General features: G+C 56.7%; 16 protein-coding genes. 4 read left to right on the plus strand and 12 right to left on the minus strand.

The window, feature by feature from the left end; translation table 11 throughout:
* Positions 1–158 precede the first annotated feature (158 nt).
* The 4 genes from P1U45_RS09230 to P1U45_RS09245 form a co-directional block, all read right to left on the minus strand.
* Positions 159–1,430 carry a HAMP domain-containing sensor histidine kinase gene (locus tag P1U45_RS09230; protein WP_293609830.1) on the minus strand — a complete coding sequence of 424 codons (1,272 nt, stop codon included), beginning with the start codon at positions 1,428–1,430 and terminating at the stop codon, positions 159–161.
* 122 nt (positions 1,431–1,552) lie between these two features.
* Entirely contained in the window at positions 1,553–2,224 is a 672-nt protein-coding gene (locus tag P1U45_RS09235) for a response regulator transcription factor (RefSeq protein WP_293609831.1), read from the minus strand.
* A gap of 8 nt (positions 2,225–2,232) precedes the next feature.
* A complete protein-coding gene (locus P1U45_RS09240) occupies positions 2,233–3,753 on the minus strand; it encodes a Do family serine endopeptidase (RefSeq protein WP_301058801.1) in 1,521 nt (506 codons plus the stop codon).
* 145 nt (positions 3,754–3,898) lie between these two features.
* The gene (locus P1U45_RS09245) at positions 3,899–5,113 is read right to left on the minus strand and encodes a bifunctional alpha/beta hydrolase/OsmC family protein (RefSeq protein WP_301058802.1); all 1,215 of its coding nucleotides are present in this window, start codon (positions 5,111–5,113) and stop codon (positions 3,899–3,901) included.
* A 145-nt stretch (positions 5,114–5,258) separates the two neighbouring features.
* Here P1U45_RS09245 and P1U45_RS09250 point away from each other — a divergent pair, with 145 nt between their 5' ends.
* Both P1U45_RS09250 and P1U45_RS09255 read left to right on the plus strand, forming a co-directional pair.
* Positions 5,259–6,209, plus strand: a complete 951-nt coding sequence (locus tag P1U45_RS09250; protein ID WP_301058803.1) for a radical SAM protein — start codon at positions 5,259–5,261, stop codon at positions 6,207–6,209.
* A 15-nt stretch (positions 6,210–6,224) separates the two neighbouring features.
* Positions 6,225–7,280, plus strand: a complete 1,056-nt coding sequence (locus P1U45_RS09255; RefSeq protein WP_301058804.1) for a methyltransferase domain-containing protein — start codon at positions 6,225–6,227, stop codon at positions 7,278–7,280.
* Between the two features lie 3 nt (positions 7,281–7,283).
* Here the strand turns inward: P1U45_RS09255 and P1U45_RS09260 are convergent, their stop codons facing one another.
* From P1U45_RS09260 to P1U45_RS09285, 6 genes are all read right to left on the minus strand, one after another.
* A complete protein-coding gene (locus tag P1U45_RS09260) occupies positions 7,284–7,826 on the minus strand; it encodes a periplasmic heavy metal sensor (protein WP_301058805.1) in 543 nt (180 codons plus the stop codon).
* 2 nt (positions 7,827–7,828) lie between these two features.
* Positions 7,829–8,272 carry a hypothetical protein gene (locus P1U45_RS09265; protein WP_301058806.1) on the minus strand — a complete coding sequence of 148 codons (444 nt, stop codon included), beginning with the start codon at positions 8,270–8,272 and terminating at the stop codon, positions 7,829–7,831.
* A 4-nt stretch (positions 8,273–8,276) separates the two neighbouring features.
* On the minus strand, positions 8,277–8,837 hold the full coding sequence (locus tag P1U45_RS09270; protein WP_301059290.1) for an RNA polymerase sigma factor: 561 nt from the start codon (positions 8,835–8,837) through the stop codon (positions 8,277–8,279).
* A 71-nt stretch (positions 8,838–8,908) separates the two neighbouring features.
* Entirely contained in the window at positions 8,909–9,478 is a 570-nt protein-coding gene (locus tag P1U45_RS09275) for an EF-hand domain-containing protein (protein WP_301058807.1), read from the minus strand.
* A 67-nt stretch (positions 9,479–9,545) separates the two neighbouring features.
* Positions 9,546–12,374, minus strand: coding sequence for a bifunctional [glutamine synthetase] adenylyltransferase/[glutamine synthetase]-adenylyl-L-tyrosine phosphorylase (locus tag P1U45_RS09280; protein ID WP_301058808.1), 2,829 nt, complete (start codon positions 12,372–12,374; stop codon positions 9,546–9,548).
* Between the two features lie 56 nt (positions 12,375–12,430).
* Positions 12,431–12,874 (minus strand): thioesterase family protein, encoded by a 444-nt coding sequence (locus P1U45_RS09285; RefSeq protein WP_301058809.1) that lies wholly within the window; start codon positions 12,872–12,874, stop codon positions 12,431–12,433.
* Positions 12,875–12,934: 60 nt separating this feature from the next.
* Between P1U45_RS09285 and P1U45_RS09290 the strand changes: the two genes are divergently transcribed.
* Both P1U45_RS09290 and coaA read left to right on the plus strand, forming a co-directional pair.
* The gene (locus P1U45_RS09290; protein WP_301058810.1) at positions 12,935–13,246 is read left to right on the plus strand and encodes a DUF3253 domain-containing protein; all 312 of its coding nucleotides are present in this window, start codon (positions 12,935–12,937) and stop codon (positions 13,244–13,246) included.
* Between the two features lie 120 nt (positions 13,247–13,366).
* On the plus strand, positions 13,367–14,362 hold the full coding sequence (gene coaA, locus P1U45_RS09295) for a type I pantothenate kinase (RefSeq protein WP_301058811.1): 996 nt from the start codon (positions 13,367–13,369) through the stop codon (positions 14,360–14,362).
* Here coaA and P1U45_RS09300 read toward each other — a convergent pair.
* Both P1U45_RS09300 and P1U45_RS09305 read right to left on the minus strand, forming a co-directional pair.
* Positions 14,359–15,255, minus strand: coding sequence for a class I SAM-dependent methyltransferase (locus P1U45_RS09300; protein WP_301058812.1), 897 nt, complete (start codon positions 15,253–15,255; stop codon positions 14,359–14,361). The genes coaA and P1U45_RS09300 overlap by 4 nt on opposite strands.
* Positions 15,252–16,097: an RNA methyltransferase gene (locus tag P1U45_RS09305; RefSeq protein ID WP_301058813.1), complete on the minus strand. Its 846-nt coding sequence runs from the start codon at positions 16,095–16,097 to the stop codon at positions 15,252–15,254. Before P1U45_RS09305 ends, P1U45_RS09300 begins: the two co-directional genes overlap by 4 nt.
* Between the last annotated feature and the right edge of the window lie 81 nt (positions 16,098–16,178).

Genomic DNA, 16,178 nt, shown 5'->3' on the forward strand with positions numbered 1-16,178 from the left:
TCCCTGATGTTGTCAGCGGCCTCTTTACGTTGGGGCAGGGCGCTGTTCAGTGCGCCTAGATAGGGAGAAATGCTTTAAAGTGAAGTATACTGAAGTTGTAAGAACGGTGTTTCATGTACAAATATACGTGAATACACTATGAATTGTCGATATACTAGTTATTCTTGTGCTTTAGGTAGTAATAGGGCTGCGCGTAAACCTGTGGCAGGGAGCTTGCCCGGCCCATCCGATAATTCGAACTGCCCATGGTGGAGGCGAGCAATCGCGTCGACCATAGCAAGGCCGAGCCCGTTACCTGGCTGTGTACGGCTTGCTTCAAGGCGCACAAACCGTTTTACGGCTCGCTCGCGATCTGCTTCGGGAATGCCGGGGCCAGTATCCGTGACAGAAATCTCGGCCTGATCATGGCTGTTGGTGCGCACACGCAATGTCATGGCACCGCCCTTCGGCGTGTACTTCATCGCATTGTCGAGAAGATTGGCCATAGCCTGACCAAGTAGAGACGGGTCACCGTCGACCGTGAGGCCGTCTTCTATCTCGCTATCAAAAGACAGCCCTTCATCTTCGGCGGCAGGCTGATAGAGCTCGGCCAGTTCCTCGCCCAGGGTGCTAATGTCGACCTGTTTGAATTTGGCCGCATCGCCAGCCTGAATGCGGGACAGGCTGAGAATAGCGTTGAAGGTCGCAAGAACGGCGTCGACTTCGGCGATAGTGCGCTCAAGGCTTTCCTCGCGATCAACCTTCTCGCCATCGCGCAGATCGTTTTCCAGACGGTTGCGAAGACGTGTAAGCGGCGAGCGAAGGTCGTGCGCAATAGCGTCACCGGCATGACGGGTTGTCATCATGAGGTGTTCGAGCTTGTCGAGCATGGCATTGAGACGTTCGGATAGCCGGTCAAATTCATCGCCAGAGCCGATGACGGGGGCGCGGCGAGACAGGTCTCCGGAGATAATGCCATCTGTTGTGCGGGTGAGCTGTTCGGCGCGTCGTGCGGCCCAGCGTGAGATAATCAGACCGCCAATGAGTGACAGGGCCAGACCGATGGGCAGAGCTGTCCACATTGTCTGGATGATCCGGTCCACAATCTGGCGTCGCTGGCCAAGATCATAGGCAACCATGAGCGCGGCGCCATTAGGCAGGCGAATGATGATGCCATTCGCTGACCGGACCTCGATCTCACCGTTCCGGTTCAGCGTCTGATAATTGAAATTGGTCTCGACGGATTCTTCGTCCGGTACTTCGTCAGGGATAGATGGAAAGTCACCGGAAATGGTTTGCCCGTCGGCGTCCTGCAGAACGTAAAAATAAGGGCCCGGAACTGAAGATCGCTCGACAACGGACTGGTTCAACCGCGACATGCCGCCTGTGTTGAAGGCAGCTGCGAGCGCCTGCACCTCACCATCCAATTCCTTCACGGACTGGGAGCGCATGTATCCGGCTGTCGAATAAAAAAGGTAGATCAGAAGGCCGAACGTAAAAATGAGGAACGTTACGGCGTGGACCACCGCCAATCTGAAAGTGGTGGTCCTGACAAACGATGGAAGCGATAGCCTCATGCTTGCAGGCGATAGCCCGCACCGCGCACTGTGTGAAGCAGTGGACGGTCAAAATCCTTGTCGATTTTGCCACGAAGGCGGGAGATGTGAACGTCGATGACGTTTGTCTGAGGATCGAAGTGATAATCCCAGACTTTCTCCAGGAGCATTGTGCGGGTCACAACCTGACCAGCATTGCGCATCAGGAACTCCAATAGACGGAATTCACGCGGCTGAAGGTCAATGCTCTCTTCGCCGCGTTTCACAGTGCGTGCGAGGAGGTTCATCTCCAGATCACCAACTTTGAGAATAGTGATCGGAGCTTCTGTACCGCCGCGACGGCCCAGCGCATCTACGCGAGCGAGAAGTTCATCCGGTGCAAATGGCTTGGTGAGATAATCATCCCCGCCAGCTTTCAGGCCTTCGACACGGTGGTCGACATCACCCAGTGCAGACAGGAAGAGCGTCGGCGCATTGCCACCGCTCTCACGGAATTCGCGAACGAGTTCCAGGCCATCCTTACGGGGCAGCATCCGATCAACGATCAGGAGATCGAACTCTTTAGAGCGAGCCAGCGCAAGGCCGGACTCGCCATCATGCACAGTTTCGACTGAGTGGCCCTCATCGCTCAGAATTCGCTGAACGAAGCTGGCCATTTCCAGATCATCTTCAATGGCGAGGATGTTCATCTTGTCTATCAGTCCTCTTCGATAGAGAGCGCGACAACGCTCGTCTGACGGTTCAGGCGAACCGAAACAAGAACGCTCTCACGGTCGTTTTCGCGTGCGGCTTCAATAGCGTCTTCAAAGTCTTTTACGGATGCGATGCTCTCGAAATTGACTTCAAGGATAGCCTGTCCGGAGTTAAGGCCGAGGCGAGCCGCAGGGCTGCCCGGTTCGACGCGGTTGATTACCAGGCCTTCGGTGCCGTCATCCAGCGTGAGGCGACGACGGTCGTCATCGCTCAGCGGGCTGAGGCTCATGCCAAGGGCTTCACCGGAAAAACCAGGACCTGAGCCCTCAGGGGTAGCGCTGTCACCAGATGAAGTCGGCAGTTCAGCAACATTGTCTGGCAGCTCGTCGACTGTGACGTCGAGTGTCGTGATTTCGCCATTGCGCAGAATGGTGAATTCGTGGCTGGAGCCAGCGATCAGACCACCAACAGTCCGTGTGACCTGAGTGGAGTTATCCATGTCCACGCCGTCAATCTCCAGGATGACGTCATTGCGACGGAAGCCTGCACGGGAGGCCGGGCTGTTCGTGACAACTTCAGCGACCAGAGCGCCTGTCTCGCCTTCAAAGCCCAGTGCAGAGGCCATGTCTTCAGAGAAGTTCTGAATCGAGACGCCGAGCCAGCCACGCACAACGCGGCCACTTTCGACGATCTGGTCTGTAATCTGTTCAGCGAGTTCAGCAGGGATCGCGAAGCCGATGCCGACCGAACCACCTGTCGGAGACACAATCGCCGTATTCACGCCAATGACGCGGCCATGAAGGTCGAAGGTCGGACCACCGGAGTTGCCGCGGTTAATCGCAGCATCAATCTGCAGATAGTCTGTGTACCGGCCTGCGCCGCGCAATTCGCGACCGTTAGCGGAAACGATGCCGGCTGTGGCTGTGCCGCCAAATCCGAACGGATTGCCGAGCGCGACGACCCAGTCACCGCGGCGGACGTCAACATCTGTCTCGAATTCTACGAAGCGGTAGTCGCCCGGCTCTGTGACGCGCAGAACAGCAAGGTCTGTACGCGGGTCAGTGCCGACCAGTTCAGCTTCGATTTCGCGGCCGTCTTCAAGCACGACCTGAATCTCGGTCGCGTTTTCGACAACGTGGTTGTTTGTAACGATCAGGCCATCAGCGGAAATAAAGAAACCGGAGCCGAGCGAGCGGCTTTCACGGGTTTCAGGCTGGCCATTGCGTGGTTGGTTGAAGAATTCTTCAAAACCCGGACGGTTACGGAAGAATTCGAACATCTCTTCGTTGTTCTGCGCGAAATTGACTTCCTGCTCGGAAATCACGTTTACGCTGACGACAGCCGGGCTGACCTGCTCGATGAGCTCTGCAAAAGAAATTGGAGCGCCAAGCGGCTGCTGAACAACAATTGGCTCTGCGCTGTTGGACTGCGAAAGCGCCGGACCAATCATGGTCGCGCCCATTGCTGTGCCAGCGAAAAGCGCGGCCGTCAGTCCAATGTATTTCGTGCGCGTCGGTATCTGCATTATTGTCTCATCTCCTGATTAGACGTGTTGCGCCATTTGTATATCTAACTATGTGGCGCAGCCTTGTTTATCTTGCCAATTAAAGTTCAGTCATGAATTCGAGGACATCTTTCTTAAAAGAGGTTCGGTGGCTGGCGTGGTCAGGTCAAGTGCCAGAGCCGAGTTCTGTCTCGATTACAGCACTTCTATGCAGAGTTTTATGAACAGGGCACTTGTTGGCAATCTCGACGAGGCGCCCGCGCTGGTCTTCAGTCAGATTTCCGCGGACATTCAGCTCTCGCGTAAAGATGTCCGGCTTCCAGCCATTGGCGTCCGGCTCATCGGATTTGCGATGCTTCACGTTCACCGAGATATGCTCGACCGGCCAGCCTTTGCGTTCCAGATACATGCGCAGCGTGATTGAGGTGCACGCACCAAGCGCGGCGCTGAGGTATTCATAAGGGGCAGGGCCGGTATTGATGCCACCAAGGCGGTCTGGTTCGTCGGCGCGTAGCACATGGTATTCTGTCGCCACGAAGTTGGCATAAGCGCCTTCGCCGGTTTCGCTCACATTGACGAGGTGGTTCTCTCCCGTCGGTTCCGGCGCGAGCGGGGCAGGTGTTGCGACATAGCGTTCAGCCCAGGCGGCGATCACATCAGCCGCAAATTCGGTGTCTTCCGCGCTGGTGAGAAGGTGATCGGCTTGATCGAGGCTGACAAAGCTTTTCGGATGACGGGCAGCCATGAACAGCTCTGTGGCATTGTTGACGCCAACGGTTTCGTCGGACGGGGCGTGCAGGATGAGGAGCGGGCGTTTCAGCTTTTCAGCTGCGTGCAGAACTTTGGCTTCGCGAACATCTGACACGAACTGGTCTTTAATGGTGAAAGCGCGTCCTGCGATCTGAACTTCAGCCTGTCCTTTGGTTTCGATGTCTTCCAGATGGTGCGCCATGTGCTGCAGAACGTGACCGGCATCGGCTGGTGCGCCAATCGTTGCAACGGCTTTGACGTCAGGAAGCTGGGTCGCGGCCACAAGAGCTGCTGCGCCGCCAAGGCTATGCCCGATCAGAAGGTCTGCGGCGCCATATGTCTCTTCCATGTATTCGGCGGCAGCGATCAGGTCCTGAACATTGGAGGTGAAGTTGGTGTTTGCAAAATCGCCCTCTGATGCGCCGAGGCCGGTAAAGTCAAACCGCAAGACGGCAATGCGGTGATCGGTCAGGTGGCGAGCAATGCGCGTTGCCGCGAGCGAGTTCTTCGAACAGGAAAAACAGTGGGCGAACAGCGCATAGGCGCGGGGCTTGCCTGCCGGCTTTTCCAGCCTTGCATCCAGAAGGTGTCCACCATGGCCGGTGAACGTAACTTTTTCCGAACTACTCATGGGCTGCTCCTTCAAATGCTCAGATGGGGAATATCGCTGGAAAGTCCATCATTTCGGGAGCCCTTTGCGAACATACCAGCCTCCTCGCGTCACTGTGACGGATTAGTGACTTCCCGTTGAGCAGAAATCGGCTAAGTCTGTTTTTATGACTGTTCTGATTTCCAATCCTCCGACAGAAAAATTCTCACATCCCGAAGTGACGGCCAAGGGCGAGACCCGTGCGCAGGTTGCCTATACCGGCACTAAGACGCTGTGGTTCAATACGGGCACGCTCTGCAATATTGAGTGCGTGAACTGCTATATTGAAAGCTCACCTACGAATGACCGTCTGGTCTATCTGAAGCTGTCTGATGTGACGCCATACCTCGACGAGCTGGATGCCGCAGGCGAACGCGGTATCGAGATCGGTATTACGGGCGGCGAGCCGTTCATGGCGCCGGAAATTATCGATATCATGGAAGCGGTTCTGCAGCGCGGTCACGCACTGCTCGTGCTGACAAATGCCATGCAGCCAATGATGCGTCCGCGTGTTCAGAACGGGCTGAAGCGTCTTCAGGCAGAGTTCGGGCCGCAAATCACTATGCGTGTGAGCCTCGACCATTACACCGCTGAAAAGCACGACGAAGAACGCGGTGCTGGTTCCTTCGAGCTGAGCCAGAAAGGCATACAATGGCTTGGCGAGCAGGGCTTCAATATCGCCATTGCCGGCCGCACCATGTGGCATGAGGCCGAAGCCGATGCGCGCGTCGGCTATGATGGCATGCTGAAGGCGCTCGGAGTTGAACTGGATGTAAATGACCCGACGGCGCTGGTTCTCTTCCCTGAAATGGAAGAACAGGCCGATCCGCCAGAGATTACAATTTCCTGCTGGGGCATTCTGAACAAAGACCCTGCCGACATTATGTGCGCGTCACAGCGTATGGTCGTCCGCCGCAAAGGCGCATCGTCTGCGACTGTGCTTGCGTGTACGTTGATCCCATATGACGACGCCTTTGAAATGGGCGTCACCCTTGAAGAGGCGCGCCGCGACGTGCCGCTAAATCATCCATTCTGTGCGAGCTTCTGCGTTCTTGGCGGCGGCTCCTGTTCGGCCTGAAGAAAGTAACGGAAAATGAAGCACGAAATCGTTCAGAACTATTATGGCTCCGAGCTCGCTGGTAGCTGTGACCTGAGGACAGACGCGTGTTCGACGCTGGAAGCGCCGCGCGCAGATGTTCGCGCGGCAATCGCTGCGGTTCATGATGATGTCGCTGCGAAGTATTATGGCTGCGGCCTCGCCATTCCGCCTGTTCTGAATGGCCTGAAAGTGCTTGATCTCGGTTCGGGTGCAGGCCGCGATGTGTTCGCGATCGCCAAACTGGTGGGTGAAACCGGTGAAGTCGTTGGCGTTGATATGACGGACGAACAGCTCGCTGTCGCACGCGAGTATGAGGGCTGGCACGCCGATGCGTTCGACTACGCAAAGCCAAATACGCGCTTTGTGAAAGGCTATCTGGAAAAGCTCGACGAGCTGGACCTTGAGCCGGAAAGCTTTGACCTGATCATCTCTAATTGCGTAATCAATCTCTGCACCGATAAGCCTGCAGTCTTCAACGCGGCTTACAAACTTCTGAAGCCGGGCGGCGAGCTTTATTTTGCTGACGTTTATGCAGACCGCCGCATGCCGGACGAGCTGGTCAATGACCCGATCCTCTATGGTGAGTGCCTGTCCGGTGCGCTCTATTGGGGTGACTATATCGCGATGGCGAAAGAGGCCGGTTTCCTCGATCCGCGCGTTGTCGAGCATCGTCCGCTCGGCATTATCGATCCGGCGCTCAAAGAGAAGCTCTCGCCGATCCGCTTTGCGTCTGTCACGGCGCGCCTGCAGAAACTGCCAGGTCTCGACATTGGCTGTGAGGATTATGGTCAGGCCGTAATCTATAAAGGCGGCATTGAAGGCATGGAACGTGCGTTCAAGCTCGACGTGGACCATGTTTTTGAAGTTGGCAAAGTTGAGCCGGTCTGCGGAAACACGCTGTCTATGTTGATGGACACACGTTTCGCTGATTATTTCCGCGTGTTGGGCGATGGCCAGATTCACTATGGCCAGTTCCCGGGGTGTGCGGCGCCGGATGTCTTCGCAGAAACCGGCGTGAAGCCTGTCTCTAACCCGACATCCTGCTGCTAACGCCTAGTCGCGTGGCGGTGGCGGAGGACGATGACCTTCGCCGCGTTCTCCGCGGCGGTCATCCCTGCGTTCACGACGCGACATAGCCCGCTCGACAAGGTCGGCGCGGCGTTCGGCTGGTACAGCCATGAGTGTCTGTGTGAGGCTCGCATAGAATTGTTCTCGCAGACGGAACTCCGCATCCCGCACATCGTCGAAGGCTGCCGTCAGCGCATCTTCATCGAGAGGTTCTGCCGCCAGAAGCTCTGCGATACGATCACGTGCGGTATCCATCTGATCGCGAAGTTCATGCGCCGCACGCCAGCGTTCCGAGAACACTTCACGCATCTCTTCGCGCTGACCTTCCGGCAGATCGCGCAAGGCTGTGCGCGCCAGACGTTCTTCAAACGGGCCGCGATTGTCTTCACGGTGCTGATGATCAGCACGTTCGTGTCCATCATGGCGTTTGTTGGAGATCATCGTTCCGCCGATAATGCCAAGCGCAATCGCATTCACACAAAGTGAGATGACGAGAAGCGTCGGGAATGACCGTTTCGTGTCGCTCATACTTATTCGACCTCTTGCCAGAATTCGCTGCTGAAGCTGGCGCTTGCCGTCAGGAGGAACGCGTCCGCATCCTCATCCAGAACCGGCGGTGTTGTTGCGGACAGTCCGATGTAAAGACCGAACGCCATGCTCGCGAGCGCCATGCCCGCGGACGTCATGACCTTCATGTCGAGCAGGCGGGTAAAGAAGCCCGGCTGCGCTTTTGCAGGGGGTGCAGCGGTAGCAACCGGCGCCAGATCCAGCAGCGCGGCTTCAAGCCTCGCGCTTGGTTCTGCGACCGTGTAGCTGCCAAGCATGGTCTCCAGCGTTTCGGCCTGTTCCAGAAGCGTTCTGGCCTCAGCTGACGTGCTAAGAAGTGATCTGGCAGCAATGCTGTCCGCTTCCGGCCATCCGGATACATCCGGGCCGTGAAGATCGAGAAGCATTTCGAAATGTTCCAGTTTCATCGCACTATTCCATTCGTCCCATAAGTGTCGCGCGTTCCCCGGTGAGAGCCTTTTTCAGAGACCTCCTCGCACGCGACAGTAAACTTTCCACGGCTTCAACCGAGATGTCTAAAATCTCGGCTGTTTCCGGGTTTGAGAGCCCTTCATAATGGCTCAGGACCAGGGCAGCCCGCTGGCGTTCCGGAAGCTCGTCTATGGCTTCCTTTACGCGCGTCTCTATCTGCTTGGATTGCAGCTGAGCGGCTGGTCCTTCTGTATCGTCCGCCATGTCTGGCACGTCATCCATGCCCGTCTCACGCTTTTTACGCAGGCGGTCATAGCATTGGTTCACAGTAACTCTGTGGAGCCAGGTGGTGAATTTGGCCTTGCCGGCTTCCCATTTGCCAGCATGACGAAACACTTTGATGAAGACATCCTGCACGGTGTCTTCGGCGTCTTCCCGATTGCCAAGCATACGCTGGGCAATGGCGAAGACACGCGGGCTGTGCTGATTGATGAGCATAGCTGATGCCTGGCGGTCACCGTCCGCACAGCGCCTCAACAGGGCCTCATCGTCTGGAATCATCAACACATTTCCCACCACTGGTCCGGGCAAATTGCCGGAACCCGAGGGCTCCGGCAAGTCGCACTTTCAGATTAGTCCGCGTCTGGCGCTGGTGCTTCACCGCGTTCGAAACGGTGATGGCGGCCACGGTGTCCGTCACGTTCGCCGCGGCGATGGCCACGTTCTGCAAACCGTTCACGGCGTGCTTCGCGCATGGCTTCACGTTCCTCGACGCTGATCTGTCCGTCGCCATCGGTGTCGAGGCGGGCAAACATCTGGCGTGGTCGCGAGGTGAACTCTTCAACAGACAGGCTACCGTCGCCGTCTGCATCAAGATGTTCGATCATGCGTGCTGCGCGGCGGGATTCACGTTCACGCATTTGTTCAGCGCGGCGTGCTTCCTGAAAAGCGACCATTTCAGCAGCGTCGACCTGGCCATCATTATTGGCGTCGACATTGGCAAATTGTTCGGTTTCACGCGACTGGATTTCATCCAGCGAGATCACGCCGTCACCGTTTACATCCATTTCCGCCATACGCGCGTGTGGGGGATGTCCGCGATGACCTTCGCGTGGGCCTCGTTCCTCTTGCGCATGAGCTGCGCTGAGGCCGAGAATTGAAACACCGAGCAATGCACTGGCAATCAGGGGAGATTTTGTCATTACGTTTTCCTCGTTGGTTTCTACGACCGTTTCCGGCCGAGATATGCATACAACGGGGAAGCGCGCTTTATTCCGTCGTCTCGCGCTGTAGTTTTCTGCAGAACACCTGCCAGACACTTGTTTCTGCTGATGTAATCGCTGACTTCACGGCGGCTATATCGTTCAGTTCGAGTGCTTTGGCAGTGATCCGTTTCAGCGCTTCAGGCCATTCATCGACATGAATGCTCTGATCGAGTGCGGCTCTCTGGAAGGAGAGATAGGTTCGATAGAGGCGATACGCTGATAGCAGTGTGTGCGCTTCGTCATCGGTTAGCAGGCCGTAACCGGAGGCTTTCTCCAGAACTTCATCGACGGTGCGAGAGCCCCAATCGCGATCCGGATTGGTCAGCTGCAAAACCTGCGTGATGAATTCGATATCGATCATGCCACCTTTGGTGAGCTTCACATCGAATTCGTGCTTGGCTGGTTTGTCGCGAAGTAGCCGGTCACGCATGTCGAGCGCATCCTTTCGGATCATCTCGGCATCCCGGGGCAGGGTGAGCAGCGCTTCTTTCTCCGCCATCACGGCGTCCGCCAGTGCGCTATCCCCTGCAATCACGCGAAGCCGAGTGAGCGCCATATGCTCCCACGTCCAGGCTTCATTGCGATAGTAATCTTTGAAGGCGGACAGGCGCACGGCTACTGGACCGGCGCGGCCGGACGGGCGCAGCTGCATGTCCGCTTCGTAGAGATGACCTTCTTCGGTCTGGGCAGATATGGCTGTGATCAGGCGTTGGGTGGCGCGTGTGAAGAAGGTGACAGCATCCTGCGCACCCTCATCGGGTTCATAAATCACCATCAGGTCAACGTCTGAATTGGCGGTGAGGTCACGGCTTCCCAACTTGCCGAGACCACAAATCGCCCAACGGCCCTGAGGCGGGCCGAGCTTTCGTTCCACTTCGCGCCGGGCGACTGGCGTGAGTGCCTCAATGCAGCAATCAGCAAGTTCGGTGAACCGAAGGCCCGCCGTATCGGCGACACGCACATCGTTCAGCAGCTTGAAGCGGATACGAAAATGCGCGTCGCGAAAATTGCGGCGCACTTCGTTCATGGCCTGCTCGAAATCGAGCGACGTATCTTCTGCGATTGAGGATATCGACCCGAAATGCCCGCATGTGTCTTCGGCGAGGTCGTCTGTGAAGCCGCCATCGAGCAGGCTTTCCAGAAGGTTTGGCCGGCTGGCGAGCTCCCGAGCTATGCGCGGAGCCATGGAGAACAGATCAATCAGATCGCCAAGAATGACGGGGTTGGTCGCCAGAAGTGAGAGCGTCTGAATGCCTGCGGACAAGCCATTCAGAAACGTCTTCAGGCCGGTATAGGCGGCGTCCGGATTACCCGTTTCGGACATATGCTGAAACAGGCGTGGTTCGAGCGCTGTTAACAGATGCCTGCCACGTGCAGAGCGCGTCGCACGGATGTTGCCGCGGTGCCAACCCTGAACGTCTGAGATGATCTTTTCCGGATTGGAGAACCCAAGACTCGAGAGTGTTTTGACGGTCTCCGGGTCAATATCGACACCGGTAAAAACGAGGTTGCCCTCAACGCCTGAAAGCGGCGTGGTCTCGTGAAACAGGTCTGAATAATAGTCATGGACCTTGATCCGCAGCGCGCTGACTTCTGCATCAAAGCGGGCAAGCTCGTTATACCCGGACAGGGCCGCCACTCTGGTGCGTTGGTCTTCGCGGGCCGTCAGGCTGTGCGTGTGCTCGTCGTTCAGCATCTGGATGCGGTGCTCGATACCGCGCAGCAGACCGTAAATATGGGTAAGGCCACGTGCCGTCTCTTCGCTGATATGACCTTCCTGCGCCAGCATGGCGAGTGCATCGACGGTTCGCATCTGGCGCAGAACCGGATTGCGTCCGCCATGAATGAGCTGTTGGGTCTGCGCAAAGAATTCGATCTCGCGAATACCACCGCGCCCGAGTTTTACATCGAATTCAGGGTTATCGAGGCCCTGATGACCGCCGGTTGAGTGGATTTGTTGTTTGATCGCGCGAATGTCTTCCAGCGCCCAGAAATCGAGGTGACGTCGCCAGACGAACGGCACCATGGTCTCAAGGAAGGTTTCAGCCGCTTCTGTATCGCCTGCCGCCGGCCGCGCCTTGATATAGGCCATCCGCTCCCAGTTTTGCCCGACGCTCTCATAATAGAGTTCAGCAGACGTGGTAGACACACAGATCGGGGTAGAGCGCGGGTCCGGTCTCAAGCGGTGATCGACGCGCAGAACATAGCCATGCTCGGTCGGCGCTTCGAGAATTTGAGACATGAGCTGGATGATCCGAGGCGCAACCTCACCCTGGCTCATTTTGCCTTCGGGAAGCCGGTCTGCATCGAACATCGCAACGACATCAATATCGCTCGAATAGTTGAGCTCTTTTGCGCCGAGCTTGCCGAGTGCCAGTAGGAAAATGCCGGGCATGGGCTGTGTCGGATCGGCATAGTCGATCCAGCCTTTTTGCGAGACTTGCCAGCACGCTACGCGAAGGGCGGCTTCAGTGACCGCATCGGCAAAATCTGAAAAGCCTTCGGTTACCTTGTCCCAATCCCAGGTACAGGAAAGATCGAGGCTGGCTAGCGCAAGGTGAACATCGGCTTTCGCCTGACGCAGAATACGCCGTGCATCGGCATCAGGTGTCTGAGCGTCGAGGGTTTGGGCCGCTTCAATCGCGCTTTGGACCACGCGTTCGCCGCCATCAGCGAGGATTGCTTTCACCGTATCGGGGCGCATACGGCACAAGCGCTGTAGGTAAGGCGCAATGCGGGTCGCAGATGCCATGCATGGCAGGTCTGACACAGCTGGCTCCAGACCGGGCGCGAGGGAGCCTTCCTGAGGCAAAGGTGGGTTCAGCTCAAACATTGCCTATGTGTGGCAGCGGTCGCATGCCGCTTCAACCAAATTGTGAGGGGATTCGTTCAGCCCGGTACCTGAAACATTTGCAGGATCTCGTCATCAATACGCTTGGGTTTGCGCGTCTCGATATCCAGCATGCACCATTCCATACGTGACGACGATGAGAAGCGTTTTGCGCCGGGCTTTCGAATATCTACAAAGCGTTCAAAACGAGGGCCTTTTGCCCAGCCGAGCCATGTGCGGGCTTCTGCTATTTCGCCCGGTAGTATCTGGTCGCGATAATCAATTTCGTGGCGTAGCAGCACAAAGACGTACCGGTCTTTCACAGACTGCGATGCGACATGCTCCCAATGCGCGACAGCAGTTTCTTCTACCCACCGCACATAGGAGACATTGTTCACGTGACCCAGAATATCAATGTCGCTCGACTGCGGGATGATCACGCGCCGGAAGGCTGTGTCATAGTCAACCGCGCCAAGGCCTGTCTGCTGGATTGTCTCGCTCATCTCTCACCTTGCGAATTACTGGGCTTGCCAAGCAGGTAGGAAAGACGCAAAGCCTCGTCCATGACTGACACCACAGAAAATGACGTATCCGAAGAAAAAGGTTCAAATCCTGTGCGCGAGGCGATCCTTACGCTTGTGAATGAGCGCGGCGTTGGAACCACGATAGACCCGTCAGAGGTGGCGCGCCTGGTCTCTGAATCGAACTGGCGCAAAGTGATGAACGATGTGCGTGCCGAAGCCGTACGTCTGGCTAAAGCGGGTGAGATTTCGATCTACCGCAAGGGTGTGCCGGTCCCAGACCTAGATAAATTCAAGGGCGTATGGCGTATTGGTCTTCCCGGCTATGTGAAGAAGCCAAAAGAAGAAAAATGAGGTCACACTGACGTTATAACTCACGTGAGGCCGGTTTACTCTGTCCTGAAGAAGTGCTTCGTGTGCGGAAGTATTCAGGCAGTATTCCGATAAAGCGCTGCCCTTCTGTGAGAAAAGACGATGACCGAAGCGATTGCGGATTTCGTGGAAGACGATGCTCTGGACCATTTTGGTGCGCGTGAGCACTCTCCCTACCGCTTCTTTACCGCTGAAACCTGGGCGAAATTTCGCGCAGATACGCCGCTGACACTCTCTGAAGATGAGGTTCAGCGCCTTCGCTCCATGAACGACCCGGTTGATCTGGATGAGGTTCGTCAGATTTATCTGTCGCTGTCGCGATTACTGTCTGCGCACGTGGAATCCTCGCAAATGCTATTTTCGCAGCGCAAGCAGTTCCTGAGCCTCAGCGAAGAGCAGAAAACGCCGTTCATTATTGGTGTCGCGGGATCGGTTGCGGTTGGTAAGTCGACGACAGCGCGGATCATCAAGGAGTTGATGGCGCGCTGGCCATCCAGTCCGAAGGTCGACCTCGTCACAACAGACGGCTTCCTGCTGCCGAACGCTGTGCTCGCCGAGCGCGGGATCATGAACCGGAAGGGCTTTCCGGAGAGCTATCATATTGGCGCAATCCTACGCTTCATGTCGGACATCAAGGCGGGACGCCCGAATGTTCATGCGCGGAAATATTCTCACCTGACTTATGATGTGCTGCCGGACGAATATCAGATCGTAGACCGGCCTGACATTCTGATCTTTGAAGGTGTGAACGTGCTTCAGGCCCGCCCGCTTCCGGTGGATGGCAAGGCCGTTCCGATGGTCTCTGATTTCTTTGATTTCTCGATCTATATCGATGCGGACGAAGACCTTGTGCACAGCTGGTATATCGAGCGCTTCATGAAGCTGCGTCAGACAGCCTTCAAGAAGCCTGAATCATACTTCCATCGCCATGCTAAAGTGAGCGAGGCAGACGCGCTGGCGACAGCCGAGGCTCTGTGGCGCGACATCAATCTTGTGAATCTTCACAATAATATTCTGCCGACACGCCCGCGTGCGGACGTGATCCTGCGCAAAGGCGCAAACCATCTGATTGAGGAAGTCGCGCTCAGACGGCTTTAGGCGTCCCAACGGGCGAAGATCGCCGTTGGTAGCAGTACGTCGCGGCCAGCCTCGGGAATAGCCATCTCTCCGGTGGTGATCGTGCCGCCAAGATCTTCCAGATGATCGCGCAAGCTTTGAGCCAGGGCGAGGTAGGACAGGCGCACGGCATAGACTGTAGACGTCACGAAGAGGGGTTGCTCTGAAAGCACCGCGCGGCACAGCTCCAGCAGTTCCGGCAGGTTTTCTTCCAGACGCCATGTTTCGTTTTTCGGGCCCCGACCGAATTTTGGCGGGTCCAGCACGATGGCATCATAGGTGTTTCCACGGCGCACTTCGCGTCGCATGAATTTCAGCACGTCATCGGCAATCCAGCGGATTGGCTTTTCGCCAATATCGGACAGCTCCTGATTGGCTTTGCCATAGCCATTAGATTTCGGGCTGGCATCGATATGGGTCACCTGCGCGCCAGCATCTGCGGCTGCGAGGCTCATCATGCCGGTATAGCCAAACAGGTTGAGCAGTTTGATCGGGCGGCCAGCCGCGCGGATTTTCTCCTGCGCGTGACGCCAGTGGACGGAGTGTTCCTGAAACACGCCAAGGTGACGGAAGGGCGAACGGCGCACTTCAAAGGAAAGGCCGTTCCAGCCCATCTTCCAATCATCTGGCAGGTTTGGGCGGGATTTTTGCCAGTTGCCGCGCTCATCATCGCCAGAGGCAGAGAAGGTCGCATCTGCCTTCCATGTCTCTATCGGATTAGCGGGCATCCAGAAAGCTTGCGGGTCAGGGCGGTCGGTGATCTGGCTACCAAAGCGTTCCAGCTTGCGGCCATGACCGGAATCGAGCAGCTGATAGTCCTGCCAGTCATCGGCTTTCAGGATAATCGGATCGGTGATGATTGGTGTCTTGCTCATTGCGCATACCCACGGCTGCCCCAGGCGGCGTAGACCATAAGCGCGGTCGCTGTGGCAAGGTTCAGGCTGTCCGCACCTTCGCGCATCGGAATGCGAACCAGAGTATCGCAGGCGTCTTCGACATGCGCAGGCAGGCCGGATTGTTCATTGCCCATAATGATGATGGAGGCATCTCCATAAGGCGCATCATGATGTGGGTGCTCGCCGTTCATGCTCGCCGCCAGCATTGGCAGACCGGAGCCTGACTTCCAGCTTAGGAACTCTTCCTCGCTTGAGTAATAGAATGGCATGGCAAAGAGCGAGCCCATGCTCGCGCGGACTCCCTCAAAGCTGTAGGCGTCACAGCAATCACCGATCAGAATGACGCCATTGACGTTCGCAAAATCCGATGTGCGCAGAATGGTGCCGAGATTGCCCGGGTCACGCACCTGATACAGCGCAAGCAGCGTGCCGGACTGGACATGCTCCGCTGGAATATCCGCAAGCGTACGCATTTTAGGGCGGAAGGTTGCGAGCACTGTTTGCGGGTTTTCCTTCCGCGCGACCTGCGCCAGCAGGCGAGGGTGAATCTGAAGCGATTGCGCACCGGCGGCTTCTGCGCGTGAGACAAGATCCTGAACATAGCTACGCTCCAGCCCCTCAGGCGATGTGATGACCTGAACCGGCTCCCAGCCATAATTGAGCGCTTCTTCGATCAGGCGCGCGCCTTCGGCCAGAAAGGCGTCCTGCTCGCGGCGGCCTTTCTTACGTTCGAGCGCTTTCAGAGCCTTCACCTGCGGGTTTCCGCCGCTGGTGATGACGACCGGCTCTGAGCTTTCACCTGAATAATGGCTGTTGGTCATATCTTTGCCCGGTTTAACTGCGAACCAGTCATGAAAGGGACTGGCTTGCACGTCTTTTCTTGTGCGTGCCGCTTGGGATGG

It is taken from the genome of Ponticaulis sp. (genome assembly GCF_029210165.1).
Lineage (GTDB): Bacteria > Pseudomonadota > Alphaproteobacteria > Caulobacterales > Hyphomonadaceae > Ponticaulis.